The following is a 25834-nucleotide window of genomic DNA, read 5'->3' as shown; positions in this document are numbered from 1 at the left end:
CCCGGTACAGGCCCCAGGATGACCCCCATGCCAGAAAGCTCCAGCAGCCCGCTGCCCCGTCAGGTCGCCGACAACTACGTCGACGCACTCATCGCCCTCGACCCGATCACCGGTACGTACCTGGGAGTCCGGGAGAGCGCCGGACGCCTCCCCGACTTCTCGCCCGCGGGCCGGGAAGCCGTTGCCGAGCTCGCCCGCCGCACGCTCGTCCTCCTCGACGAGGCCGAGCGACGGCCCGGTGCCGAGAACGACGCCGAGCGGCGCTGCGGCCGGCTGCTGAGGGAGCGGCTGACGGCCGAACTCGCCGTGCACGACGCCGACGAGGGGCTCTGCGCGGTCAGCAACATGCGCTCGCCCGCGCACAGCGTGCGGATGGTCTTCACCGTGATGCCGACCGAGACCGAGGAGGACTGGGCGGCGGTCGCCGCGCGGCTGCGGGCCGTCCCGGCCGCCCTTGAGGGCTACCGCGCGTCGCTCGCCCTCGGCCTCGAGCGCAAGCTGTACGGCGGGCCGCGTCCCACCGCCACCTTCATCACCCAGCTCACCGAGTGGGCGGGCGCGGACGGACGGCCCGGATGGTTCCGGGAGTTCGCCGGCGCGGGCCCCGAGACGCTGCCGGCCGCGCTGCGCGCCGAGCTCGCCGAGGCGGGTCGGACGGCGAACGACGCCGTGGCCGCGCTGCGCGACTGGATGCGGGAGGTGTACGCGCCGGCCGTGGCGGACGCCCCGAACACGGTGGGCCGCGAGCGGTACCGCCGCTGGGTGCGGTTCTTCAACGGCACGGACCTGGACCTCGACCAGGCGTACGCGTACGGCTGGTCCGAGTACCACCGGCTGCTCGGCGAGATGCGCACCGAGGCCGCGCGTATCCTGCCCGGCGCCGGTCCCTGGGAGGCACTGGCCCACCTGGACGTGCACGGCACGCACATCGAGGGCGTGGAGGAGGTCCGCGTCTGGCTCCAGGAGCTGATGGACGAGGCCATCGAGGCGCTCGACGGCACCCACTTCGAACTCGCGGAGCGGGTACGGAAGGTGGAGTCGCGGATCGCCCCGCCGGGCGGCGCCGCCGCGCCGTACTACACCGGCCCCTCGGAGGACTTCTCGCGTCCCGGGCGCACCTGGCTGCCGGTGGACGGGCAGACCCGCTTCCCGGTGTACGACCTGGTGTCGACCTGGTACCACGAGGGCGTGCCCGGCCACCACCTCCAGATCGCGCAGTGGGCGCACGTCGCCGACCGGCTCTCCCGCTACCAGGCGACGATCGGCGGGGTCAGCGCGAACGCGGAGGGCTGGGCGCTCTACGCCGAGCGGCTGATGGACGAGCTGGGCTTCCTGCCGGACGCCGAACGGCGCCTCGGTTATCTGGACGGCCAGATGATGCGGGCCTGCCGGGTCATCGTCGACATCGGCATGCACCTGGAGCTGGAGATCCCGGCGGACTCGCCGTTCCACCCGGGCGAGGTGTGGACGCCGGAGCTGGCGCAGGAGTTCTTCCAGCGGCACAGCAGCCGTCCGCCGTCGTTCGTGGAGAGCGAGATGACCCGCTACCTGTCGATGCCGGGGCAGGCGATCGGCTACAAGCTGGGCGAGCGGGCGTGGCTGCTCGGCCGCGAGAACGCGCGGGCGGCGCACGGCGAGGCCTTCGACGCGAAGGCGTGGCACATGGCGGCGCTCTCGCAGGGCCCGCTGGGCCTGGACGACCTGGTGGAGGAGATCTCCCGGCTCTGACCCGGAACGAGGGGCCGGCCCACGGGCGAAGGCGTCTCAGGGGGCGGGAATCCCCGGCGGACCTCTTGATCCGCCGGGGATTCCCGTGTTGCCTTCCTCCATGACCGAGTACGTTCCCGACGCCACCGACTGGCGCATCCTCGCCGAGCTCCAGGCGCAGGGCCGGGCCTCCTTCGCCGAGCTGGCCCGGGCCGTGTCGATGTCCCCGTCCGCCGTGACCGAGCGGGTGCGGCGCCTGGAGGAGGCCGGGGTGATCTCCGGCTACACGGCGGTCGTGGACCCGGAGCGCCTCGGGCTGCCCATCCTCGCGTTCGTGCGACTCCGCTACCCGCACGGCAACTACAAGCCGTTCCACGACCTCATCGCCGCCACGCCCGAGGTCCTGGAGGCACACCACGTCACGGGCGACGACTGTTTCGTGCTGAAGGTCTCCGCCCGGTCGATGAAGCACCTGGAGGAGGTCTCGGGGAGGATCGCCGGCCTCGGCTCGGTGACGACGAGCGTCGTCTACTCCTCGCCGCTCCCCCGCCGCTCGATCAGCCGCTGAGGTCGTCCGCGCCGCCGGGATCGTCGCCGCCGCGGAGCCGGACGGCCGAACCGTGGCGCGCCTTGACGACCTCCAGCTGGGCGGGGACGCGGCGGCGCAGGTCGGCGACGTGGCTGACGATGCCGACGCTGCGGTCGCGTTCGCGCAGCGAGTCGAGGACGTCGAGGACCTCGTCGAGGGTCTGGTCGTCGAGGCTGCCGAAACCCTCGTCGATGAAGAGGGTGTCGAGCCGGACCCCACCCGCCTCGTCGGTGACGACGTCGGCGAGGCCGAGGGCGAGCGCCAGGGAGGCGAAGAAGGTCTCGCCGCCGGAGAGGGTGGCGGTGTCGCGTTCGTTGCCGGTCCAGGCGTCGACGACGTGCAGTCCGAGTCCGGCCCGCTTGCCGCCGCTCCGTACGTCGGAGTGGACGAGGGTGTAGCGGCCGGAGGACATCCGCTGGAGCCGGGCGGTCGCGGCGGCGGCGACCTGTTCGAGCCGGGCGGCCAGGACGTACGACTCCAGGCGCATCCGCCGCTCGTTCTCGGTGGACGTGCCGGCGGTGAGCGTGGCCAGGCGGGCCACCCGGTCGTGCTCGCGGCGCAGCGGGCCGAGGCGGTGGGCCTCGGCGGCGGCCTGCCGGGAGAGGCCGGCGAGGCCGGTGACCCGCTCGCGGGCCGCGGCCAGGGCCGAGGCGGCGTCCCTCAGGGCGCGTTCGGCGGCCGTGTGGACGGCCTCGGCGGTGGCGGGGTCGGCGGGCGGCAGCGCGGCGGCGGCGCGGGTCTCGGCGTCGGCGAGCCGGTCGTCGACGGCGGCGGCCTCCGCCTGCCAGGCGTCCACGGACCGCTGGTGCGCCCGGTGTTCGGCCTCGCCGAGCAGCGCGGCGGCGGCCTCCTCGGGCGTGGTGAAGCCGGCGCGGTAGGCGGCGTCGGCGAGCCGGTCGTCGGCCTCCTTGAGGCGCTGGGCGGCGAGTTCGGCGTCCCGTACGGTCGCGGCGGCGTCGACGAGCGTGGCGATGCGCCCCTCCAGTCGGGTGGCGTGCTCGGCGACGCTGGCGAACTCGCCGCGGCCGCGGGCCAGTTCCTCGTCGAGCGTGGCCTGCTCGCGTTCCAGGGCCTCCCGCCGGGAGGTGCGGGCGGCGACCCGTCGCTCCGCCTCCCGCTGGGCGGCGACCCGCTCCTCGTACTCCCGTCCGGCGCGGGCGAGGGCCTCGCGGGCGGAGTGCGTCTGGGCGGCGAGCGCGTGGGCCTCGGCGTGCTGCCGGGTCAACTCCTCGACCTCGCGGGCGAGTTCCTCGACGGTCGGCTCGGGGCCCGCGCCCTCCGGGCCGTCGGTGACGGGGCCGCCGCCCGCGGCCGGGTCCGGGAGGACGTCCGTGCGGGCCGCGGACCAGGACTCGCGGGTGACGGCGAGGTCGCGTTCGGCGGTGGTGCGGGTCTCCTCGGCGCGCGTGTAGGCGGCGTAGGCGGCCTCCTCCGTCGCCCTGTCGACGTGTCCGGCGCCGGTGCGGGCCGGAGCCGGGTGGTCGGCCGAGCCGCAGACCTGGCAGGGGGCGCCGTCGGTGAGGGTGGCGGCGAGTTCGGCGGCGATGCCCTGGAGCCGACGGGACTTGACGTCGAGCCAGTTCTCGTGGGCGGCGTTCCGGCGCTCGCGGGCGGTGGCGAGGGTCTCCTCTGCGCGGCGGGCGTCCTCGGCGAGGGCGTCGCGGCGGCGGGCGGCGGCGAGCCTGCGGCGGGCGGGCTCCAGGCGGCCCGCGAGGTTCTCGGCGCGGGCGGCGGCGTCCTGGGCGGCCTCCACGCGCGCGGTGAGCGCGGTGCGCCGCGGCTCCCAGTCGGCGAGCCAGTCGGCCGCGTCGCGCAGCGCGTACTCGTCGTCGCGCGCCTCCCGGGCGAGGGCGGCCCGTTCCTCGGCGATCTCGGCGGCGCGGCGCTCGGCGCGGCGGGCGGAGTCGAGGCCGCCGAGCTCCTCGCGCAGCCGTCGTTCGAGGGTGGAGAGCTGCTCGGCCCCGGCATCGGCGAGCCGGGCGGGCAGGGCGGTGCGGGCCCGCTCGCGGGCGCCGTGGGCGGCGGCGTGCTCGCGTTCGGCGTCGCGGCGGAAGCCGAGGGCCGGGGCCACCCGCTCGGCCTTGAGGGAGCGGTCGAGGGCCTGTTGGGCGCGGTCGCGTTCGGGCGCCCGCGCGGCGAGGGCGTCGCGGCGGCGCACGGCCTCGGCGTGCCGGGCCTGGCGGGCGGCGAGGTCCTTCTCCGCGTCGAGGGCGGCCCGGGCGGCCGCCTGCGCGCGCTCGGCGGCGGTGAGGCGCACGGCGGCGATGTCGAGGGCTTCGCGGGCCTCGGTGCGGGCGACGGCCGCCCAGGTCAGGACGGCGTCGGCGAGCCCGGGGTCGCCGGGCTTGCCCTCCACGGGCGTCCGGGCGACGGCGAGGCCGCCGGCGGCCTGGGCCATGCGGTGGGCGAGGGCGAGGAGCCGTTCGTCGCCGCTCTCGACCTGCCGCTGGGCGGCGAGGCGGAGTTCGGCGAGCCGGTCCTCGACGGCGGCGAAGCGGCGGGTGTCGAAGAGCCGGCCGAGGAGCTTGCCGCGGGCCTCGGCGTCGGCGCGCAGGAAGCGGGCGAAGTCGCCCTGCGGGAGGAGCACGACCTGGCAGAACTGGTCGCGGCTCATGCCGAGGAGCTGGCCGATCTCCTCGCCGATCTCCTGGTGGGAGCGGCTGAGGCCCTTCCAGTCGCCGGTGGCGGGGTCGCGCTCGCGGAGCCAGGTCTGCGCCTTTTCCGTGGTGAAGCCGTCGCCGCGCTTCTTGGGCCGCTGCTGGGCGGGGCGGCGGGTGATCTCCAGGCGCCGCTCCCCCACGGTCAGTTCGAGGAGGACCTCGGTGGGGGTGCCGACGGGCGCGTGGTCGCTGCGCAGGGAGCCGCCGGGGGTCTGGCGGGCGCCGGGCACGCTGCCGTACAGGGCGAAGCAGACGGCGTCGAGGACGGAGGTCTTGCCCGCGCCGGTGGGGCCGTGGAGGAGGAAGAGCCCGGCCGAGGAGAGGGCGTCGAAGTCGATCGTCTGCGTGCCGCCGAACGGCCCGAACGCGGTGATCTCCAGGCGGTGCAGCCTCACCGCTCCACCTCGCGCCCGGCCGCGTCGACCCGTACGTCGTCGAACGCGCCGTACAGGACCGCGCGCTCCTCCCCGTCGAGACCGGCACCGCCGCGCACATGGGCCACGAAGTCCTCCGCGATCTGCTGGTCGGTGCGGTCCTTGAGCCGCTGGGCGTAGGAGGCCGGCGGGTCGTCCGGGCTCCGCTCGGGGTCGAACACGAGGCTGAGGGTGTGCGGGAAGCGGGCGGCGAGCCGGGCCATCGGTTCGCCGGGCCGTACGGGGTCGGTGAGCGTGGCCTCGACCCAGGAGTCCTCGTGGGGCGCGAGCGCCGGGTCGTCGAGGAGCGCGTCGAGCCTGCCGCGGAGGCGGGCGAGGGGGCGCGGGACGGGGCAGTCGACGCGTTCGGCCGCGGTGATCGCGCCGTCGGCGCCGAGGTCGATCAGCCACATCGTCTTGCGGTGGTCGGCCTCGGAGAAGGAGTAGGCGAGCGGGGAGCCGGAGTAGCGCACGCGCGGGGTGAGCGCCTGGCTGCCGTGGAGGTGGCCGAGGGCGACGTAGTCGACGCCGTCGAAGACGCCGGCGGGGACGGCGCTGACGCCGCCGACCGTGATGTCGCGCTCGCTGTCGCTGGCCTCGCCGCCCGCGACGAAGGCGTGCGCGAGGACGACGGAGCGGGTGCCGGCGGGCCGTCCCGCGAGGTCGGCGCGGACCCGGTCCATGGCGGCGGTCAGGACGGCCTCGTGCCCGGCCCTCTCCGCGCCGAGCTCGGCGCGGACGAGCGCGGGTTCGAGGTAGGGCAGGCCGTAGAGGGCGACGTCGCCGTGGGCGTCGGCGAGGACGACGGGGGTGCCGATGCCCGCCGGGTCGGTACGGAGGTGGACGCCGGCCTTCTCGATGAGGCGGGCTCCGACGCCGAGGCGGCGGCCCGAGTCGTGGTTGCCGGAGATCATGACGGTCGGCACGCCCGCCTCGGCGAGCCGCTGGAGGGCGGTGTCGAAGAGGGCGACGGCGGGCAGCGGCGGCACGGCGCGGTCGTAGACGTCCCCGGCGACGAGGACGGCGTCGACCTCGCGCGCGTGGACGGTGGCCACGAGGTGGTCGAGGAAGGCGGCCTGGGCGTCGAGCAGGCCGACGCGGTGGAAGGACCGGCCCAGGTGCCAGTCCGAGGTGTGCAGGAACCTCACGTCGCCGTCCCACCCCGCATGCGCGTCCGCCCCTTGTCCCGCTCGTCCTCGTGTGCCCCGTCGTGTGCCGGCTCCACGCTAACCCGAGCGGGGGTGTGGTCGTGGCCGCTCGGCCGGACGTACGGGGGTCGGGGGCGGGGGCCGGGGGCCGCGCCGATGATGACGGGGCGGCGGCGGGAGCGGGGCGGGGCGATCCGGAGCGGGTGGGGGCGCGGCGGGAGCGGGGCGGGTCAGGCCTCGCCGTACGCCTCGCCGCCGAGCTCGAAGCCCGCCGTCCCCGCCGTCGCGTCGGCGAGCCAGGCCTCGAAGGCGGGCACGTCCGCGTCGGGCAGCCCGATCTCCAGGGTGACGGCGTCGGCGTACCGCACGTCCCGGACGGCGCGGCCGGTGGCCCGCAGGTCGTTCTCGAGCTTGCCCGCGCGCTGGTGGTCGACGGTGACGGTGGCGAGCCGGAAGCGCTGCCGGGTCACGGTGCCGAGCTCGTCGAGGGCCTCGCCGACCACGCCCCCGTACGCCCGGATGAGCCCGCCCGCGCCGAGCTTCACACCGCCGTAGTAGCGGGTCACGACGGCCGCGACGTACCGCATCTCGCGGCGCAGCAGCATCTGGAGCATCGGGACGCCCGCGGTGCCGCCCGGCTCCCCGTCGTCGCTCGCTTTCTGCACGGAGGCGTCGGCGCCGACGACGTACGCGAAGCAGTTGTGCGTGGCGGTCGGGTGCTCCCGGCGGACGCGGGCCACGAACTCCTGGGCCTCCCGCTCGTCGGCGACGGGCGCGAGCGCGCAGAGGAAGCGCGAGCGGTTGATCTCGGTCTCGTGCACGCCTTCGCGGGCGAGGGTGCGGTACTGCTCCTGCATCCCGCCAGCCTACGTTCCGTCGGCGGCGCGGTCCCCGGCGGCCGGGGCGGGACCGTCGGCGAGCCCGGTGTACGGCAGGGCCCGCAGGGCCAGTGCCCAGCCGAGGCGGGCCTCGCCGGACTCCGGGGAGCGGCCGGTGAGCTCGGCCACACGACCGACGCGGTTGAGGACGGTGTTGCGGTGGCAGTAGAGGCGCTCGGCGGCCCGGGAGGCCGAGCAGCCCTGGTCGAGCCAGACGCGGAGGGTGGTGAGCAGCGTGGTCCGCTCGGCGCCCGCGGCGAGGACGGGCCCGAGGTGGACGGTGACGATCCGCTCGGCGACGTCGCCGCGCCCGCTCAGCAGCACCTCGGCGAGCCGGTCGTCGAAGGCGGCGGCCCCGCCGCTGCCCGCGGGGAGGGTACGGAGGGCCTCCTCGGCGAGCCGCAGCGCGCGCCCGGCCCGGGAGAGCCGCGCGAACGCGGGGGAGACGCCGACGGTCGCCCCGGTCCACTCGCGCAGCACCGCGAGGAGTCCGCGCACACCGGCGTCGGACACGCCGGCGGGCGCGGCGCCGGGCGAGGCCGGGGCGCCGCAGGCTGAGGCGTGACCGGGCGTCGCACCGTGCGAGGCCGCGGCGCGACCGACGGGTGCCCCACCGGGCCCCGCCTCGGGCAGGGACGAGGTGACGCCGACGGAAGCGCCGCCCGGCACCGCGCCGGGCAGGGGTGCCTCGCGGTGGGGCAGCCGGACCAGGCCGACGTGCCGGCCCGGGCGGGAGCTCCAGTAGGACCAGAGGCCCCGGGCCTCCAGCGCGGGCGCCGGGTCGGGCGGGGCGGCGGGGTCCTGCGCGGCGACCACGACGACGTACCGGTCCCGCGCGGGCACTCCGAGCGCGGCGGCCGCCGCGGCGACGACGGCGGGGTCCTCGGCGCGGCCGTCGAGGAGCGCCTCGAAGAGGGCGTCACGCCGGGTGTCCCGGCGGCTCCCGAGCTCCGGCGCGGTAGCCGGTGCCCGGCGCACCGCCCGGGATCCGTCCCTCCGTACGGGCTCCGCTCCTGCGGGTCCGTCGGGGGGCGGGGGCGGGCTGTGCGTCATGGGGCGCACCGTAACGCCCGGACGCGGCGCGTGCCACGGTCGGCCCTTCCGCTCCCTCCACCGCACGCCCGGTGTGCTTTCCAGCCATCTCCCCCCTGCTCCCACCGGCCACTTTTCGACGGTGTCCCCCGCCGCCCCGGTCCCGCGCGTCCCCCGTGGGAGGCGGGCAGCGCGCGCGGGGCGGCCGGCACCCCTCGGTGGCGGGTGGCCCGAAACGACGTCACACCCAATTGACTTTGCGTCAAATACTGGCGCGGTCACCGGACTTCACGTGCCAGGATGCGCGCGACCAGCGCCGCGGCGCGCGGGGAACGGCCTCTCACGGGCCCTTCCCACCCGCCGGCCGGCGCCTTGGCAGCACCGATCAGGGAGACACGTGAGACACATACCGAGGCGGCTTTCGGCGCCCGTCACCGTGGCCGTGGTGACGGCGCTCGCCGTGCCGCTGACCCTGCCCGCCCGCGCGGCCGAACCGGCGCCACCGCCGCGGAGCGCCGCCCAGTGGCAGGCCCCCGACACCGAGAACGTCCGCCGGCCGTCCGCCGTACCCGCCGGGGACCGCGCCGCCGTCCTCGGCGACGGCTTCGCCGCGTCCACCGACACCGCCTTCACCACGTCCGGCGACGGCACCGGGTTCCACCTCCTGGTCGCCGAGGAGCGCGCGGGCTACGCCTGGAAGACGGCCGCGACCCTCTCCGAGCCCGGCTTCGACACCGACACCTGGATCGGCAACGCCTGTCTGACGGCGTCCGGCAAGCGGGCGGCCGTCGCATACGCGCCGCGCACGTTCACCAACAAGCCCGAGCTGATGGCCCGCGGCGCGTTCACCGCGATCGTGGACCTGACCACCGGCAAGGTCACCAAGCTGCCGTTCCAGGCCTCGCTGGCGTACTTCAACCCCGGCTGCGGCGTCGGCGAGCAGGCCGTCTTCACCCAGCTCTCGTACGAGGCCGACACCGCCCAGCAGACCCGGCTGCGCACCGTGGACGCCGTGACGGGGCAGGCCGGCGCGCCGGTCACGTACCCCGGCCAGGTCACCTCCGCCGTGCCGACGAAGAGCGGCGTCGTCGCCGCCCACGGCAACCGGCTCGTCACCGCAGGCCCCGGCGGGAAGCTCGGGGAGATCACCCGCACCCGGTCGGTCCCCTTCCAGCTGACCGTGGACGCCGAGGGCGGGCTCACCTACATCGACCGCGCCGCGACCACCGACGCCAAGGCGCCGGACAGCGCGCTCACGAGTCACGCCCGGCACCTGGGCGCCGAGCAGCTGCGCCGCGGCGGCGCCCGGCCCGTCACCGTGGCCTCCGGGTCACTGACCGCCTGGGATCTGGCGTCCTCCGCCGACGGCACGGTCTACGTCACCGGCACGGCCACCAGCGCAGGGGGCGCGCTGCCCGGGCGGGTGCGGAACCCGGGCGGCCTGGCCAAGGGGGCGCTGCTCTCCAGCCACGGCCGGGCGGCGGTCACCACCGCCTGGGCGGACGGCAAGGACACCCGGATCCGCCCCGAGGAGGCGCTGACCGAGCGCACCGCGCGGACCACCCTGCGCCTCCTCGACACCGGGAGCACCGTCACCCTGGACGCCGTGCCCGGCAAGGACCGCATCGGCGGCCGCCAGGCGGCGGAACAGGGCCGTACGACCTCCCCGGCACTCCCCCGGCCCCGGAAGGCGTCCACGGGCGCCGCACCCACGGCGCCGCGGACGTCCGCGCGGACGGGGGTGCGGACGGGGGCGCGGACGGCGGCGGCCGAACTCCCCCCGGGCTCGCCGACCGACCCGAGCGAGGGCGAGAGCGAGCGCACCTGCGCCGTGCCCCGCAACGACGTGAAGAAGCAGGCGTTCCAGCCGACCCCGCGCCAGGTCGAGTGGGCCGTGGACCAGGCGGTCGTCGGCCGGCTGGACTTCTACCGGAACCCGAACTGGAAGAACACCGGCACGGGCGGATACCAGCCGCAGGGCCTGTTCCCGCCGATCGTCCTCGCGGGTGACCCCAACGGGAAGCTCGACACCGAGGACGGCACCAACGACCGCTGGCACATCCCCTCGCAGATCCTCCTCGGCGTCACCGCCCAGGAGTCCAACATGTGGCAGGCCACCCGCTACGCGGTCCCCGGCACCACCTCCAACAGCCTGATCGGCAACTACTACGGCGTCGACTACGACCCGAACGGCACCCAGGTCGACCCGTGGCTTATCAACTGGGCGGACGCCGACTGCGGCTACGGCATCACGCAGGCCACCGACGGCATGCGGCTGCCCGGCCACGGCCAGCCCACCAAGTCGGTCCTCCAGCAGGAGGCCATCGCGCTGGACTACACCGCGAACATCGCGGCCGGCGCGCAGATCCTGTCGGAGAAGTGGAACCAGACCTACAGCGCGGGGATGAAGGTCAACGACGGCCACCCCAAGTGGATCGAGAACTGGTTCTTCGCCCTGTGGGCGTACAACTCCGGCTTCTACCCGCAGTCCTCGGCCGACTCCGCCGGCCACTGGGGCGTGGGCTGGACCAACAACCCGGCGAACCCGCTGTGGAAGGCCAACCGGCTGCCGTTCCTGGAGAACGCCATGGGCGGCGACAACTACGCCGACGCCGCGCACCCGCAGGACTGGCCGTACGAGGAGAAGGTCATCGGCTGGGCCGCGCGGCCCCTCACCGCCATGTTCGCCCCCGGTGACATGCAGGCCGGCTACCGCCCGGCGTGGTGGAACACGACGCTCGACCGCACCCGCGCCAAGCCGCCGCTCAACCTGTTCTGCGACGCGTCCAACTCCTGCGACCCGTCGAAGATCGCCGACGGCGACTCCAACGACCAGGGCAAGGGCGCCTGCACCCTCGACTCCGGCAACAAGGACACCAACCCGCACTGGCTGCACTGCTGGTGGAACAAGCCGGTCACCTGGAAGAACTGCGGTTCCGGGGCCCAGTGCGGCAACCAGGTCCACCGGTTCAACACCACGTACCCGGAGCAGCCCGACGCCAACTCCTACCCGCCGCGGTGCTCCAGCGGCCTGCCGGCCAACGCCCTGATCGTCGACGACGTGGCGAACGGGGTCGTCCCGGCGGGCTCGGACGCGCGCAGCTGCGGTGCGGTGCGGTCGGACGGAACGTTCACCCTGAACTACTACGTCTGGGCCGACGGCACCTATCCGGGCAAGATGGACACGCACCAGATCGGGGCGGCGTACGGGAACCACTTCTGGTTCACGCACACCCGCAAGCCGGATCCGGACTACGGCCACCGGCTGTACGTCAACGGGGTGTGGAAGCTGAACCGGCCGGTCGGCGACACCGGGCAGGCCAAGGTCTTCGTGCACATCCCCGACCACGGGGCGCAGACCAAGATCGCCGACTACAGGATCACGACGGCCTTCGGGGTCGAGACCCGGACGATCTCCCAGGCCGACAACCAGTCGAACAAGTGGGTCGAGCTCGGCGCGTTCCGGTTCAACGACACGCTCCCCGAGGTGAGCCTCTCCAACTTCACCAGCGACGGCAACGGCGACAAGGACATCGCGTGGGACGCGGTCGCCTTCGTCCCCGGCGACTACGACGACCTCAACGAGGTCCGCTTCCCCGAGGCGAACCCACTCGCACCGGACATCGACTTCGTGGCCGCCCAGCACCCGAAGGACGCGCCCACGGTCCCGTCCCTGACGTCCACCACCCTGGCCGGTCCGACCGGCTCGACCGGCTCGACCTCGGGCGCGGGCGCCGGCTGTGCCACCGGCCTCGACAAGGTCACCCTGTGCTCCTCGTACCGCCCGCTCCACGGCCCGGTCGCACCCGACCCGTCCTCGCGCGCGACCGGAGCCACGGCGGGGACCACGACCGGCACCGCGACCGGAACCGCGACGGCCACCGGCGTCGCCGCCACGGGCGGCTGGTGCAAGAACGTCAACGGCTCCGCCATGTTCACCAGGACCGAGGGCTGTCTGCGCGGTCTGCTGCCGCTCACGGCCACCAAGGACGGCGTGCCCATCGGCAACGCCACGATGAAGGTGATCCAGGAGATCAACCTCAACCCCAAGACGAACGTGTTCACGACGTGGACCGAACTCTCCCTGGTCGCCATGACCGGCATCACCTCCACGACCCTGACCTCGTTCCTCGAGGAGTGCTGGTCGACCACGAGCTGCACCGAGAGCTACGGACCCTGGGTCGGCAGCACGACGTGGACGACGGGTGACACCCACGTCGCCACGCGCACGAACACGTACACCTGGAACAAGGTGGCGGGCGGCCGGTCGGTCCTCGACCTCACGTGGGAGACCGCCTGGTCCACTCCGCAGTCGGCCGTCCAGGCCGTGCCGAAGTGGAACAACAACGCGTTCAAGATCCGCTGCGACAACGAGGTGGGCGGCAACTCGGGCTGTGTGTTCCCGCACTTCACGCCCACGCTGATGATGAACACCAAGAAGTACCCGGCGGCCGCGTCCTACTACTGGGTTCTCATGGAGAAGATGGCCTCCCACCCGGGCAGCGAGAAGTACGACAAGCCGCTGCACCGGCTCGCCGACGACGCGAAGGCGAAGGAGAACCGGGACAAGATGTGCATGCTCGCGGTCGCGGAGTGGGACCCGCACCCGAACGCGGACGGCACCAGCTGCGACGAGTACCCCTTCGCCAAGTCCCGTGAGAGCGGCGGCATGACGCTGACGTCGGGCAAGTTCTGCGTCCAGATGTACGCCGACAAGCAGGCGGACGGCACCTGGCTGCTCCAGCTCGACGGGCGCCATCCGTACCCGTCCTGGAAGGAGGTCTGCGGCCGGGCCGCCGTTCCGGCCCAGCAGAACACGGACGCCGGCGGTGACCTCGGACGGTTCACCTCGGAGATCAGGCTCCTGGACAACGACGCGTACTACGTCCAGACCGGGTTCGAGGGCTGCGACATCAACTCCGTCTGCCGGATCAACTGACGCCTCCCGGCGCCGCGCGGCCCGTCGGATCCCCGGATCCGGCGGGCCGCGCCCGCTTCCACGACCCCGGTCAGACCGTGGGCCACTCCAGCATCCGGCCCTCGTGGACCACGGGCCGCCGGCCGGTCCCCCGCAGCGGCGTCCCCCGCTCCATCGCCGTGGCCAGGTCCTCGAACATGGCCTCGGGACCGGACCAGGGCCGCCGGTGGTCGGGGTCGCCGAAGGAGAGCTCACCGACCGTCCCGTACCCCTCCTCGCGGTGGTCGACGAAGAGCAGGTCACCCGTGAGCGCCTGCGCGAAGGGCACCCAGCGGTCGTCCGCCGTCCGCCCGACGACCTCGTCCTCGTACCCCTCCTCGACGGCGTCCTCCGCCCGGGAGGCGAGGTAGCGCTGCCACTCCAGGACCCGCTCGGTGTCCAGGAGGCTGTGGCCGACCAGGAACGCCCCCGCCTCGCCGCTCGCCCGGCGCGGGACGACCCCGTCGCAGACCGCGAGGAGCGCCCTCAGCTCCGGGTGCAGGGGGAAGCCGAGGCCGTCCTCCAGGGCGGCGAGGGCCGCGTCGGACGCCCCGGGGCGCAGCGCGGCGTGGTCGCCCGGAGCGTGCTTCTCCAGCCACCGGGTGATCCTGGACCAGGACGGGACGATGTCGTGAGGGAGGGGCATGGCCCCCTTCTTACCACCCGTCACCACCGGAGCGGGGCCCGTCCGGACATCTGCCCGCGCCCGCCCCGTCCGCCGTCGACGGTGCGCGGGAATCCCGCCGTGCCCGTACGGGTTGGAGGGTGCAGCAGACGATGTCACGGCCCCAGGAGGCAGCGCGTGTACGGCACCCAGGAGACGATCCGCAAGATCCTCACGCAGAGCGGCGACACCTGGGCGGTGGTCGGCCTGTCCGCGAACCGGCAGCGGGCCGCCTACGACGTCGCGGCCTTCCTCCAGCGGTACGGCAAGCGGATCGTCCCCGTGCACCCGAAGGCGGAGACGGTCCACGGCGAGCAGGGGTACGCCTCGCTCGCGGACGTCCCGTTCCCGGTCGACGTGGTCGACGTGTTCGTGAACAGCGACCTCGCGGGCGCCGTCGCCGACGAGGCGGTGGCGATCGGCGCCCGGGCGGTCTGGTTCCAGCTGGGCGTCGTCGACGAGGAGGCGTACGCCCGGACCCGCGAGGCCGGTCTCGACATGGTCATGGACCGGTGCCCCGCGATCGAGGTCCCGCGCCTGGGCTGAGCGTCCGGGGGCCGAGCCGCGAAGCGGGCCACGCAGCAACGGGCGTGCCCCGTACGGCCGGTCGTCTCAGCGTACGGGCGGGACGGAGACGGCCATCGTCATCTCGACCGGCTCCTCGCCGTCGTTCCGGTAGACGTGCGGGGCGCTCGCCTCGAAGACCGCGGAGGTGCCGGCGGGCACCGCGTGCTCCACGCCGTCCACGACCAGGGTGAGGACCCCAGCGGTCACGTGGAGCAGCTCGGTCGTGCCCTCCGGGTGCGGGTCCGAGGCGCTGCTGTCGCCCGGCACGAGGGTCCAGGCCCAGAGTTCCAGCGGCCCCCGGGCGTCGGCGCCGACGAGCAGCGTGGTGCTGCTGCCGGTCGGGGTGGACCACATGCGGACGGCCTGCTCCGGCGGGACGAGCCGGACCTGGGGGCCCTGCTCGTGGTCGAGGAGGGTCGTGAGGGAGACGCCGAGGGCGTCGGCGAGCTTCACGGTGGTGCCGACGCTGGGGTTGGTCCTGGCCTGCTCGATCTGGATGATCATGCCCCGGCTGACGCCCGCCCGTGCGGCGAGCGCGTCCAGGGTGAAGCCGCGCTCGTTGCGCCAGCGCTTCAGGTTCCGGGCGAGCGCCTGGGTGAGCTGGTCGAGGTCCGACACGTTCCGTCCAATATCCTGGATGACAGAGTTCAATGCAGTGCACTACGGTGGTGTGCACCCGATCGTTCACCGAACTGTACTGCCGTACGCGCTTGCGAGGACCCCATGACCGCCCTGTTCGCCCTGGCCACCTCGCTCCTGTGGGGCCTCGCCGACTTCGGCGGCGGGCTCCTGACCCGCCGGATCCCCGCGCTCACGGTCGTCGTGGTCTCGCAGGTCCTCGCCGTCCTCGTGCTGGGCGCCGTCGTGCTCGCGACCGGTGCCTGGACCGAGGCGGGCCCGCAGCTCTGGTACGCGGTCGGGGCGGGCGTGGTCGGCCCGGCGGCGATGCTCGCCTTCTACAAGGCGCTGGCGCTCGGCCCGATGGGCGTGGTCTCCCCGCTGGGCTCGCTCGGCGTCGCCGTCCCCGTCACGGTCGGCCTCGTCCTCGGCGACCGCCCCGGGCTCCTCCAGTGCGCCGGAGTCGTCGTGGCGGTCCTCGGCGTGGTCCTGGCCGGCGGACCCGAGCTGCGCGGCGCCCCGGTGCAGCGCCAGGCGGTGCTGCTCACCCTGCTCGCGGCCTTCGGCTTCGGCTCAGTGATGGCCCTGATCGCGGAGGCCTCGACCACCGTCACCGGTCTGTTCCTCGCCCTGTTCGTCCAGCGCGTCACCAACGTCCTGGTGGGCGGCGGCGCCCTGTACGCCTCCGTGCGGCGCGGCGGCAGGGCGCTGCCCGAGGGCGGCTTCGCCGTCGTCCGCTCGGCGCTCCCCGCCCTGGCCTTCGTGGGCCTCGCGGACGTGGCCGCCAACGGTACGTACGCGATCGCCGCCCAGCACGGTCCGGTGATGGTCGCCGCCGTCCTGGCGAGCCTCTACCCGGTGGTCACGGCCCTGGCGGCGTTCGGCGTCCTCAAGGAGCGGCTCCGCGCGGTCCAGGCGGCCGGGGCGGTCCTCGCCCTCGGCGGAACGGTCCTGTTGGCCGCGTCCTGACACCTGCGGGCGCACCGGCCGCCTACGACGAGGCGGCCGCCTGTTCGACCTCCCAGGCGGCGAGGGCCGCCAGCTGCTCCGGGGTGACGTCCCGCGGGATGGGCCGCGGGGCCGGTGTGCGCAGCGGCGGCTGCCAGCCCTGCTCCGGGTCCCAGCGGCGTACGACCTTGGCCGGGGCGCCCGCGACCACCGAGTGGTCGGGCACCTCGCCGCGGACCACCGCGCCCGCCGCGACGACGACGTTCCGGCCGATCCGCGCGCCCGGCAGGATCACGGCGCCGGTGCCGAGCCAGCAGCCGGGGCCGATGGAGACGGGTGCGGAGCGGGGCCACTGGCGGCCGATCGGCTCGTCCGGGTCGTCGTAGCTGTGGTTGGTCGAGGTGATGTAGACGTACGGACCGCAGTAGGTGTCCGAGCCGATGGTCACCGTGGTGTCCGCGATGACGTGGCTGCCCCGGCCGAGGACGACCCCGTCGCCGAGGGTCAGGACCGTCTCGGTGCCCAGGTCGAGGTCCGGCATCATCCCGGCGGTGAGGGTCACCTGCTCGGCGATGATGCAGCACGCGCCGATCTCGATCCACCGCTCACCGAAGACCGTGCCCTGCGGGAACGCCAGCCGCGTGCCCTCCCCGAGCCGGCGGAACCGCAGCCGCCCCTGGTGCTCGGCGGTGACGGCGCCGGCCTGCTGCACCCAGCGCCAGCCGCCCTGCAGCGCGTGGGCGACGACCCGGCGCCGCCAGGCGGTGAAGGAGGAGAACGTGTTTCGGTTCCTGGGCACCCGGCCACGGTAGTCGGCGCCGTCGTGCCTGATCAGTGCGGTGCGCTGTGATGTCCGTCATGAGCACGGCATAGGGTGCGGCGGGGCACCCCCGAGGCGCGACACCTTCAGTGACGATCAGGAGCGAACCATGGCAGAGGCGTTGATCAAGGGCGTGGGCGGCAAGGAGCCGAGCGTCGATCCGACCGCGTTCACCGCCCCGACCTCGGTGGTCCTCGGTGAGGTGACGCTCGGCGCGCGCGCCAGCGTCTGGTACCACGCGGTGCTGCGCGCGGACTGCGGTCCGATCGCGATCGGCGAGGACTCCAACATCCAGGACAACTGCACCGTCCACGTCGATCCCGGTTTCCCCGTCTCCATCGGCGATCGCGTGACCGTCGGGCACAACGCCACCGTGCACGGCTGTGTCATCGAGGACGACGTGCTCGTCGGCATGGGGGCGACCGTCCTGAACGGCGCCCGGATCGGCGCCGGTTCGCTCGTCGCCGCGCAGGCGCTCGTTCCGCAGGGGATGGAGGTCCCGCCCGGTTCGCTGGTGGCGGGCGTGCCGGCGAAGGTACGCCGACCGCTGACGGACGAGGAGAAGGTGGGCATCAAGCTGAACGCGGAGATGTACCTGGCGCTCGCCAAGGGCCACGCCGAGGCCTTCGGGGACTGATCTCCCGCCGTACGGGAAGGGGGGCGTCCCGCGTGCGGGAACGCCCCCGCGCCCGGTACCGCCGTACGCGGCGGAGGGCGGCGCCCGTCACCGGGTGCCGCCCTCCGCTCTCCGTACGCGCGTGGTTCAGTCCGCGATCGCGACCGGCTCCCGCTCCGGGGCGGGGCCGGCGTCGGCCGCCCGCTCCGCCGCCGCCTTCTTGGCGCGGTTCTTGATGACGAGCATGGAGGCGAGGCCGAAGAGGACGGCGAGCACGAGGCCGAGCCAGGAGAAGCGCTTCAGCCAGGCCTCGGCGACGATGCCGACCGAGTAGATGACGGCCGTGGTGCCGCCCGCCCACAGGATGCCGCCGAAGACGTTGGCGACGAGGAACTTCCAGTACGGCATCTGCAGCACGCCGGCCAGCGGCCCGGCGAAGATGCGCAGCAGGGCGACGAAGCGGCCGAAGAAGACGGCCCACATGCCCCACTTCTGGAAGGAGCGCTCGGCGAGCGCGATGTTGGCCTCGCTGAAGTGCTTCGGGAACTTCTTCCCCAGCCGGGCCAGCAGCGGCCTGCCGCCCTTGCGGCCGATGGCGTAGCCGATCGAGTCGCCGATGATCGCGCCGGCGGTGGCACAGGTGCCGAGGACGTACGGGTTGATGTCGCCGTGCTGCGAGGCGAGCAGCGCGGAGCTCACGAGGACGATCTCACCGGGCAGCGGGATGCCCAGGCTCTCCAGCCCGATCACCACTCCGACGAGGGCGTAGACGGCGACCGCGGGGATGGTCTCCAGCCACTCCTGGACGTGCAACGCGGTTCCTCCCGTTTCGGATCCTCCGGGCGCCGGCCGTGGTCACGGGCGGGGACGCCGGCGTGCACCGCCCTGGGGCACGCCGGGGCAGCCTACCCGGTGCCGCGGACGTGCCCCGACGCCCACGCGACCCGGGCCCCGTGTACACGGATCCCGCCCCGCGGCCGGGCGGGCCAGGCGGCCGGCCCCGGCGGGCGGACCGCGCCGGTGCGGGCGTCAGCCCTTGACCGGTCGGGTGTGGATCTTGGAGACGCAGGCGGGCATGGCGGCGCCGTCGTCGTGGCTGCGGGCCCGGTAGGCGCTGGGGCTCTCACCGACGAGTTCGGTGAAGCGGGAGCTGAAGGAGCCGAGCGACGTACAGCCGACGGCGAAGCAGACCTCGGTGACCGTCAGGTCGCCCCGGCGCAGCAGCGCCTTGGCCCGCTCGATCCGGCGGGTCATCAGATAGCTGTACGGCGACTCGCCGAAGGCGGCGCGGAAGCTGCGGGAGAAGTGGCCCGGGGACATGAGCGCGCCCTGCGCGAGGGCGGTCACGTCGAGCGGCTCGGCGTACTCGCGGTCCATCCGGTCCCGGGCGCGGCGCAGTCGGACGAGGTCTTCCAGGTTCACCCGTCCACGATCGCACACGAGCGGCGCCCGGGGCCCGGCGCTCGACCGGACCGCGAGCGCCGTCCCACGGGGCGCCGGCGGGTCAGCCGTTCGGGCGGAGCGTCCAGACGACGGTCATCTCGCCGGTGACGGCGCCGTCCTCGCGGGTGATGTCGATGTGGACGGGGAACTCGGGGCGCTCGCCGGCGTCGAGCTCGGCGACGACCTCGGCGACGGGGCGGCCGAGCGTCGCGGTGGCGGTGACGACGCCCATGGCCAGCTTCTTGTAGCCGATCTCCGCCGTGACGGCGAGCGGGACCGCGCGGTTCAGCTGGTCGCCGAAGGCGGCGAGGACGATGGCGCCGCTGGCCGACTCGGCCAGGGTGAACATCGCGCCGGCGTGCGGGCCGCCGACGTGGTTGTGGAACGCGGGCTGGTCCGGCAGGCGGACGACGGCGCGCTCGGCGGTGGTCTCCAGGAACTCCAGGTTGAGGGTTCCGGCCATGGGAACCGTCGCGGCGAGCATCTCGCCGACGGTCATCTGGTCTGCGCTCATGGCCGCGATGTTACCCACCAGTAGCGGCCTTGGCCATCCCCTCGGGCCGGGCCGTCGCGGGGGCGGGCGTGGCCGGGCGGCCCCCGCACCTCTATGGTTACTGGCCATGTGGCCAGGACAGCAGCCGCCCGGGGGCGAGCAGAACCCGCAGGACCAGAGTCAGAACCCGTACCAGCAGCCGGGGTACCCGCAGCAGCCGAACCCCTATCAGCAGCCGACGGCCCAGCAGCCCGGCTACCCGCAGCAGCCGCCGACGCAGCCCGGGTACCCGCAGCAGCCCGCGCAGCCGGGGTACCCGCAGCAGCCGCCGACGCAGCCCGGCTTCGGCCAGCAGGGGTACGGACAGCAGCCTCCGCAGGCGGGATACGGCCAGCCGAACCCGTACCAGCAACCGACCGTTCCGCAGTACGCGGTGCCGGGCACGGCCCCGGCGGGCGGCCCCGGCGGCCCCGGTGACGGCAAGAAGAAGCAGACGACGCTCGTGGCGATCGTCGCCGCGACCGCCGTGGTCGTCGCGGCCGGCGTGACCGGCTTCCTGGTCCTGGGCGAGGACGACGACGCGAAGCCGGTCGCCGGCGACCCCAAGTCGTCCGCCTCCGCGTCGGTGAGCGGCGAGCCCGCCCCGCCGACCTCCGCCTCGCCCACGCTCGACAACCCGCGTGACGGCGCCGACCACCAGCCGACCGTCCCCGGCTGGAAGGTCGTCTACAACCCGAAGTACGGCACCCTCTTCGACGTCCCGCCGGAGTGGGAGGTCAGCAAGCCGGGCTCGATCACGTACTTCGAGGACGAGAAGAAGAACGACGGCAGCGCCCTCGTCACGATGTCCGGGCCCACCCACTTCAAGAGCGAGTGGTGCACCTACGACGTCGACAAGAACGGTACGGAGGAGACCTGGGGCCTCGCCACCGCCGGCACCAAGGGCGGCCAGGGCGCCAAGAGCACGGCCGACGCCGCGTACAGCGAGGCGGGCACCTGGGTGTGGGGCGGCTACGCGCAGAACATGCCGCAGAACACCATCAAGATCACCAAGGCCGTGCCGTACACGACGAAGTCCGGCCTCACCGGCAGCATGTCGACCGCGCTCGCCCCCCAGATCAAGTCCCGCAACAAGTGCGAGACGAAGGGCAAGTCGATCGCGTTCACCTTCAAGAACGCCAAGGGCGACTTCGCCACCTGGGTCCTCTACGGCGCCGACGGCGTCAAGGAGGAGCTGTCCGACGCCACGATCAGGACCATCCTCTCCACGGTCCGCCTGGAGTCCTGAGCCCGGGTCTGTCCGGATACCGGTTTGGCAGGACGGGGAGGCGGCAGGGATAGTCCCGGGGTGACCACTCCCGCCGCCTCCCCGCAGCGCTCCCGCCTCCCCCAGTGGGCGGGCCGCAACTACGTCCTGCTGACCGCCGCCACGATCGTGACGAACCTCGGCGCCCACGGCGCCCTGATCGCCACCACCTGGGCGGTCTTCGAGTCCGGTGGTGACGCCGGTGACGTCGGGCTCGTGGCGATGGCCCGCTTCCTGCCCCTCGTCCTCTTCCTCCTCGTCGGCGGCGCGATCGCCGACCGGATACCCCGGCACCGGGTCATGGTCGCCGCCAACGCCCTCAACTGCGTCTCGCAGGCCGTCTTCGCGGTCCTCGTCATCTCCGGCGAGGCCCTCCTCTGGCAGATGATGGTCCTGACCGCGCTCTGCGGCACCGGCCAGGCCTTCTTCAACCCGGCCGCCGAGGGCATGCTCATGGCCAGTGTCACGGGCGAGCAGGCCGGCCGCGCCTTCGCCGTCTACCGGATGGCCATGCACGGCGCCGGCATCGGCGGCGCGGCGCTCGGCGGCGCGCTCGTCGCCTTCGTCGGACCCGGCTGGGTCCTCGCGATCGACGCGCTCGCCTTCGCCGTCGCGGGCGGCCTTCGCGCCTTCCTCGACGTCAGCGGGGTTCCGGAGCGCGCGCCCGGCGGCGGGCTCCTCTCCGATCTGCGCGAGGGCTGGCAGGAGTTCGTCGGGCGGCCGTGGCTGTGGTCGATCGTCGCGCAGTTCTCGGTCGTCGTGGCCCTCATCGGTGCCGTCGAGGCGGTGTACGGTCCGCTCGTCGCCCGCGACGAACTCGGCGGCGCGCGGCCCTGGGGCATCGCCCTCGCCGCGTACGGCGTCGGCACGCTCGCGGGCGCCGTCCTCATGACCCGGTGGAAGCCCCGCCGGCTCCTCTTCGTCGGCACCCTCTGCGTCTTCCCGATCGCGCTGCCCTCGGCGGCGCTCGCCGTGCCGCTGGACGCGGCGGGGCTCACGCTCGCGATGTTCGTCAGCGGCGTGGCCATCGAGGTCTTCGGCGTCTCGTGGATGACGGCGATGCACCAGGAGATCCCGGAGGAGAAGCTCTCCCGGGTCTCCGCCTACGACTGGTTCGGCTCGACGGCCCTGCTGCCGCTCTCCACCGCCCTCGCCGGACCGGCGGAGAGCGCCTTCGGCCGCCGGGAGTCGCTCTGGGGCGCGGTCGTCCTGATGACCGTCGTGACGGCCCTCGTGCTCATGGTGCCGGACGTCCGGAACCTGACGCGCCGTCCGCACGGCAAGGACGTGGCGGGCGGTGTGCCGGTCGCCGACGGCGCGGCGGTCGCGGGCGGCGCGGCGGGGCTGGGCGTCGCGGCGGTCGCGGGCGGCGCGGAGGCCGCACCCGCCGCACCCGCCTCGCTCGTCACACCCTCCCCTTCCGTCCCGTCCGTCCCGTCCGCCTCAGCCGATGCCGAAGGCTCCGTCCGGGGGAACGGGTGACGGTACGGCTCCGGCGTCCACGACCGGCACCGCGTCGCCGGTGAACCGGGCCAGCGGCGCCCCGTACTCCACGCGCGCGGGGAAGGCGTCCGCCGCCGTCCTCCGGGCGAGCCGCGCGGTGTCGATCTCCCGGCCGGAGGCGACGAGGACCGCGTTGCCGAAGCGGCGGCCCCGCAGGACGGCCGGTTCCGCGACGAGCGCCAGCTCGGGGAAGACGGTGGCGACGGTGGCGAGCTGCGAGCGGAGGAAGGCGAAGGGCGCGCCGTCGGCGAGGTTGGCGGCGTAGAGGCCGCCGGGCCGCAGCACGCGCCGGACCTCGCGCGCGTACTCGACGGACGTGAGGTGGGCCGGGACCCGGGAGCCGCCGAAGACGTCACCGACGATCACGTCGGCGGAGCCGGAGGCGGCCGTCTCCAGCCAGGCGCGGGCGTCGGCCGGGTGCACGGTGACCCCCGACCCCCGGGGCAGCGGCAGGTGTTCGGCGACCAGGTCGAGCAGGCCCCGGTCGGCCTCGACGACGTCCTGCCGCGACCCGGGCCGGGTGACGGCCACGTAGCGGGGCAGGGAGAGTCCGCCGCCGCCCAGGTGCAGCACGTCCAGGGGCGCGCCCTCGTCGGCGGCGCCGTCGACGACGTGGGCGAGCCGGCGCGCGTACTCGAACTCCAGGTGGGTGGGGTCGTCGAGGTCGACGTACGACTGGGGCGCCCCGTCGACCGTCAGGAGCCAGGCGCGCTCCCGGTCGACGTCGGGCATGAGGCGTGCCGTGCCCTGGTCGACCTCGCGGATGACGGGAATCTGCTCGTTCACGCTCCTCATTCTGCCGGGGCGGCCCGGGTCAGAGGTTCTTCAGGGCCTCGCGGACGGAGAGCGGGGAGAGGCGGGAGCCGTGGGCGGCGACGAAGGCGCGGACCTCCCCGGGCGCGGTCTTCGCGTACTCGCGCAGGCTCCAGCCGATCGCCTTGCGGACGAAGAAGTCCGGGTGGGAGGCGCGGCGCAGGCAGTACGCGAAGAGGCGGTCGGCGTCCGTGTCCTCCTTGAAGCGCAGCTGGTGGAGGAGCGCGGTGCGGGCCACCCAGAGGTCCTCGTCGTCGATCCACGCGTCCATGTGGGTGACGAGGGCGGGATCGGCGGCGACGAGACCGCCGACGACGTGGGCGGCGAGGTGGTCGACCGTGTCCCACCAGGAGTCGGTGGTGACGAGGTGGTGGGCGACGGGCAGGAAGGCGGAGGAGCAGCGCCTCACGTGGCGGCGCAGGTAGTCGACGGCGAAGTAGTGGTACTCGCGCTCGGGCAGCGCGAAGCAGCGCAGCGCGACGGCCGCGCAGTCGTTCTCGTCGGGGCTCGGGACGCCGTCGAGGACGGCGCGGGAGAGGGCGCGGCGCTCGGGGGTGCGGATGCCGAGGAAGGGTGCGGCGCCCTTCATGTACGCGACCATCTCCTGGGCCCGGAAGGGGTTCCCGGCCTCGGGATAGAGCGTGGTGAGCCGTTCGAGGACGGTGTCGGCGAGGCCGCTCGGCGGCGGCGACGGCGCGACGCGGGACGGCGGGTCGGCCGGGGGGTGGCTGGGCGGGCGGGTCGGCGGGCGGGTCGTCATGGCGCTCCTCTCGCTGCGCGGTGCGCCGGGGCGGGACGGGGGGCGGGACGGGCCCGGTCGCGTGTACCGGCCCCGCCCCCGGCGGACATGACGCACATTACGGCGCTCCTACGCCCTCGTCCGTTACTCTCCCCGGATGCTCGCCCCCGTCTCCCGGCCGCCGGGCTCCCTCGCCGTCCGCTCCGCCCGTCTCCTCGTGTCGCCCCGGGCACGGCTGTCGCTGCTCGGGCTCGTGCTGCTGTCCGCGGCGGCGTTGGTGCTGCTCTACGAGCCGCAGCGGCTGCTCGCCGAGGGCTGGCCGCCGCAGACGAGCGGCGCGGGGGCCGTGCTGCTGTTCGGCCTCGCGTACGGCGTCTGCACGGCGGCCTTCGTGCCCAGGCCCGTGCTCAACCTCGCGGCGGGCGCCCTCTTCGGCACCGCGGCGGGTCTGACGGCGGCGGTCGCGGGCACGGTCCTCGGAGCGGCCATCTCCTTCACGCTCGGCCGGGTGCTGGGCCAGGACGCGCTGCGGCCGCTGCTGCGGGGCCGCCTGCTGACCGCGGCCGACGGGCAGCTCAGCCGCCACGGCTTCCGGTCGATGCTGGCGATCCGGCTCTTCCCCGGGGTGCCCTTCGCGGCCGCCAACTACTGCGCCGCCGTCTCCCGGATGGGGTACGTGCCGTTCCTGCTCGCGACCGCGCTCGGCACGGTGCCGAACACGGCGGCGTACGTGATCGCGGGCGCCCGGGCCGACTCCCCCGGCTCCCCCGCCTTCCTCTTCTCGGCCGGGTTCATCGTCGTGTCGGGCCTCGCCGCGGCCGTGGTGGCGTGGCGCAACCGGCACGGGCTGCGCCGGGGGCTGCGCCGCGGACCGGGCCGGGACACCGTGTCCGCGGCGGGGCGGGGCGTGACGGAGGGCGTGCCGGTCGGCGGGCCCGGGGCGGAGCCGGTCAAGGCCTGACCTGATCACGGGCACGTCACTTGGGGACGGTACGCTGCGCTCGACCTTCTGACCGCACACGTACATACGGGACGGCCCTAGCCCCATGAGTTGGTTCGAATCGTTCATCCTCGGACTCGTCCAGGGGCTGACGGAGTTCCTTCCCATCTCCTCCAGCGCGCACCTCCGGCTCACCGCCGCGTTCGCCGGCTGGCACGACCCGGGCGCGGCCTTCACCGCGATCACCCAGATCGGTACGGAGACGGCGGTTCTCATCTACTTCCGCAAGGACATCGCGCGGATCGTCTCGGCGTGGTTCCGGTCGCTCACCGACAAGTCGATGCGTTCCGACCACGACGCGCAGATGGGCTGGCTCGTCATCGTCGGCTCGATCCCGATCGGCGTCCTCGGCATCACGCTCAAGGACCAGATCGAGGGCCCCTTCCGCGACTTGCGGCTGATCGCGACCACGCTGATCGTGATGGGCGTCGTCCTCGGCGTGGCGGACCGGCTGGCCGCCCGCGACGAGGCGGGCGGGCGGCACCGGGTGGTGCGCGAGCGCAAGACGCTGAAGGAGCTCGGCGTCCGGGACGGCCTGATCTTCGGCATGTGCCAGGCGATGGCCCTGATCCCGGGCGTCTCCCGCTCGGGCGCGACGATCTCCGGCGGTCTGCTGATGGGCTACACCCGTGAGGCCGCCGCCCGGTACTCGTTCCTGCTGGCGATCCCCGCGGTGCTGGCCTCCGGCGCGTACGAGCTGAAGGACGCGGGCGAGGGGCACGTGTCCTGGGGGCCGACGATCTTCGCCACGATCATCGCGTTCGCGGTGGGCTACGCGGTCATCGCCTGGTTCATGAAGTTCATCACCACCAAGAGCTTCATGCCCTTCGTGATCTACCGCATCCTGCTCGGCATCCTGCTGTTCGTGCTGGTGGGGGCGGGCGTGCTCAGCCCGCACGCGGGCGAGTCCGCGGGCTGAC

General features: G+C 74.3%; 22 protein-coding genes. 10 read left to right on the top strand and 12 right to left on the bottom strand.

Annotated features, from left to right (window positions below; all coding sequences use genetic code 11):
- The first annotated feature begins 27 nt into the window (after positions 1 to 27).
- Both ACWDVG_RS08935 and ACWDVG_RS08930 read left to right on the top strand, forming a co-directional pair.
- Complete coding sequence (locus tag ACWDVG_RS08935) at positions 28 to 1728, top strand: DUF885 domain-containing protein (RefSeq protein ID WP_451697600.1); 1701 nt, start codon at positions 28 to 30, stop codon at positions 1726 to 1728.
- A 100-nt stretch (positions 1729 to 1828) separates the two neighbouring features.
- A complete protein-coding gene (locus tag ACWDVG_RS08930) occupies positions 1829 to 2275 on the top strand; it encodes an Lrp/AsnC family transcriptional regulator (protein ID WP_451697599.1) in 447 nt (148 codons plus the stop codon).
- Here ACWDVG_RS08930 and ACWDVG_RS08925 read toward each other — a convergent pair.
- From ACWDVG_RS08925 to ACWDVG_RS08910, 4 genes are all read right to left on the bottom strand, one after another.
- Complete coding sequence (locus ACWDVG_RS08925; protein WP_451697597.1) at positions 2265 to 5351, bottom strand: AAA family ATPase; 3087 nt, start codon at positions 5349 to 5351, stop codon at positions 2265 to 2267. The two genes, ACWDVG_RS08930 and ACWDVG_RS08925, sit on opposite strands and share 11 nt — an antisense overlap.
- Positions 5348 to 6517, bottom strand: a complete 1170-nt coding sequence (locus tag ACWDVG_RS08920) for an exonuclease SbcCD subunit D (RefSeq protein ID WP_451697595.1) — start codon at positions 6515 to 6517, stop codon at positions 5348 to 5350. The genes ACWDVG_RS08925 and ACWDVG_RS08920 overlap by 4 nt, the downstream gene beginning before the upstream one ends.
- 230 nt (positions 6518 to 6747) lie before the next feature.
- Positions 6748 to 7374, bottom strand: a complete 627-nt coding sequence (locus tag ACWDVG_RS08915; RefSeq protein ID WP_451697593.1) for a YigZ family protein — start codon at positions 7372 to 7374, stop codon at positions 6748 to 6750.
- Positions 7375 to 7383: 9 nt separating this feature from the next.
- Positions 7384 to 8448: a PucR family transcriptional regulator gene (locus ACWDVG_RS08910; protein ID WP_451697591.1), complete on the bottom strand. Its 1065-nt coding sequence runs from the start codon at positions 8446 to 8448 to the stop codon at positions 7384 to 7386.
- 376 nt (positions 8449 to 8824) lie between these two features.
- Here ACWDVG_RS08910 and ACWDVG_RS08905 point away from each other — a divergent pair, with 376 nt between their 5' ends.
- Positions 8825 to 13366 (top strand): golvesin C-terminal-like domain-containing protein, encoded by a 4542-nt coding sequence (locus ACWDVG_RS08905; protein ID WP_451697589.1) that lies wholly within the window; start codon positions 8825 to 8827, stop codon positions 13364 to 13366.
- A 70-nt stretch (positions 13367 to 13436) separates the two neighbouring features.
- Here ACWDVG_RS08905 and ACWDVG_RS08900 read toward each other — a convergent pair whose 3' ends face one another.
- On the bottom strand, positions 13437 to 14030 hold the full coding sequence (locus ACWDVG_RS08900) for an SMI1/KNR4 family protein (RefSeq protein ID WP_451697584.1): 594 nt from the start codon (positions 14028 to 14030) through the stop codon (positions 13437 to 13439).
- A gap of 156 nt (positions 14031 to 14186) precedes the next feature.
- On the opposite strand from ACWDVG_RS08900, the gene ACWDVG_RS08895 reads away from it, so the two are divergent.
- A complete protein-coding gene (locus ACWDVG_RS08895) occupies positions 14187 to 14594 on the top strand; it encodes a CoA-binding protein (protein WP_451697582.1) in 408 nt (135 codons plus the stop codon).
- A gap of 66 nt (positions 14595 to 14660) precedes the next feature.
- Here ACWDVG_RS08895 and ACWDVG_RS08890 read toward each other — a convergent pair whose 3' ends face one another.
- Positions 14661 to 15233, bottom strand: a complete 573-nt coding sequence (locus ACWDVG_RS08890; RefSeq protein ID WP_451697580.1) for a helix-turn-helix domain-containing protein — start codon at positions 15231 to 15233, stop codon at positions 14661 to 14663.
- Positions 15234 to 15338: 105 nt separating this feature from the next.
- Here ACWDVG_RS08890 and ACWDVG_RS08885 point away from each other — a divergent pair, with 105 nt between their 5' ends.
- The gene (locus ACWDVG_RS08885; RefSeq protein ID WP_451697578.1) at positions 15339 to 16202 is read left to right on the top strand and encodes an EamA family transporter; all 864 of its coding nucleotides are present in this window, start codon (positions 15339 to 15341) and stop codon (positions 16200 to 16202) included.
- Between the two features lie 22 nt (positions 16203 to 16224).
- Here ACWDVG_RS08885 and ACWDVG_RS08880 read toward each other — a convergent pair whose 3' ends face one another.
- The gene (locus ACWDVG_RS08880) at positions 16225 to 16980 is read right to left on the bottom strand and encodes an acyltransferase (RefSeq protein WP_451697576.1); all 756 of its coding nucleotides are present in this window, start codon (positions 16978 to 16980) and stop codon (positions 16225 to 16227) included.
- 130 nt (positions 16981 to 17110) lie between these two features.
- Between ACWDVG_RS08880 and ACWDVG_RS08875 the strand changes: the two genes are divergently transcribed.
- Entirely contained in the window at positions 17111 to 17638 is a 528-nt protein-coding gene (locus ACWDVG_RS08875; RefSeq protein ID WP_451697574.1) for a gamma carbonic anhydrase family protein, read from the top strand.
- 126 nt (positions 17639 to 17764) lie between these two features.
- Here the strand turns inward: ACWDVG_RS08875 and ACWDVG_RS08870 are convergent, their stop codons facing one another.
- The 3 genes from ACWDVG_RS08870 to ACWDVG_RS08860 all read right to left on the bottom strand — a co-directional run bounded on the left by ACWDVG_RS08870 (position 17765) and on the right by ACWDVG_RS08860 (position 19574).
- The gene (locus ACWDVG_RS08870) at positions 17765 to 18430 is read right to left on the bottom strand and encodes a DedA family protein (RefSeq protein ID WP_451697572.1); all 666 of its coding nucleotides are present in this window, start codon (positions 18428 to 18430) and stop codon (positions 17765 to 17767) included.
- Positions 18431 to 18646: 216 nt separating this feature from the next.
- Positions 18647 to 19039, bottom strand: coding sequence for a helix-turn-helix transcriptional regulator (locus tag ACWDVG_RS08865; RefSeq protein ID WP_451697570.1), 393 nt, complete (start codon positions 19037 to 19039; stop codon positions 18647 to 18649).
- A gap of 82 nt (positions 19040 to 19121) precedes the next feature.
- Positions 19122 to 19574, bottom strand: coding sequence for a DUF4442 domain-containing protein (locus ACWDVG_RS08860; RefSeq protein WP_451697568.1), 453 nt, complete (start codon positions 19572 to 19574; stop codon positions 19122 to 19124).
- Between the two features lie 106 nt (positions 19575 to 19680).
- Between ACWDVG_RS08860 and ACWDVG_RS08855 the strand changes: the two genes are divergently transcribed.
- Both ACWDVG_RS08855 and ACWDVG_RS08850 read left to right on the top strand, forming a co-directional pair.
- On the top strand, positions 19681 to 20841 hold the full coding sequence (locus tag ACWDVG_RS08855) for a hypothetical protein (RefSeq protein WP_451697566.1): 1161 nt from the start codon (positions 19681 to 19683) through the stop codon (positions 20839 to 20841).
- A 60-nt stretch (positions 20842 to 20901) separates the two neighbouring features.
- On the top strand, positions 20902 to 22341 hold the full coding sequence (locus tag ACWDVG_RS08850) for an MFS transporter (RefSeq protein WP_451697565.1): 1440 nt from the start codon (positions 20902 to 20904) through the stop codon (positions 22339 to 22341).
- On the opposite strand, the gene ACWDVG_RS08845 is transcribed toward ACWDVG_RS08850, so the two are convergent.
- Both ACWDVG_RS08845 and ACWDVG_RS08840 read right to left on the bottom strand, forming a co-directional pair.
- Complete coding sequence (locus tag ACWDVG_RS08845; protein ID WP_451697563.1) at positions 22303 to 23148, bottom strand: spermidine synthase; 846 nt, start codon at positions 23146 to 23148, stop codon at positions 22303 to 22305. The genes ACWDVG_RS08850 and ACWDVG_RS08845 overlap by 39 nt on opposite strands.
- Before the next feature lie 28 nt (positions 23149 to 23176).
- Positions 23177 to 23935, bottom strand: a complete 759-nt coding sequence (locus ACWDVG_RS08840; protein WP_451697561.1) for a DNA alkylation repair protein — start codon at positions 23933 to 23935, stop codon at positions 23177 to 23179.
- A gap of 136 nt (positions 23936 to 24071) precedes the next feature.
- On the opposite strand from ACWDVG_RS08840, the gene ACWDVG_RS08835 reads away from it, so the two are divergent.
- Positions 24072 to 24875, top strand: a complete 804-nt coding sequence (locus ACWDVG_RS08835) for a TVP38/TMEM64 family protein (RefSeq protein WP_451697560.1) — start codon at positions 24072 to 24074, stop codon at positions 24873 to 24875.
- An 85-nt stretch (positions 24876 to 24960) separates the two neighbouring features.
- Positions 24961 to 25833: an undecaprenyl-diphosphate phosphatase gene (locus tag ACWDVG_RS08830; RefSeq protein WP_451697558.1), complete on the top strand. Its 873-nt coding sequence runs from the start codon at positions 24961 to 24963 to the stop codon at positions 25831 to 25833.
- Position 25834: the final 1 nt, after the last annotated feature.

This window comes from Streptomyces sp. NPDC003327 (assembly GCF_053589515.1).
This window is presented reverse-complemented; position numbering and strand designations above follow the sequence as displayed.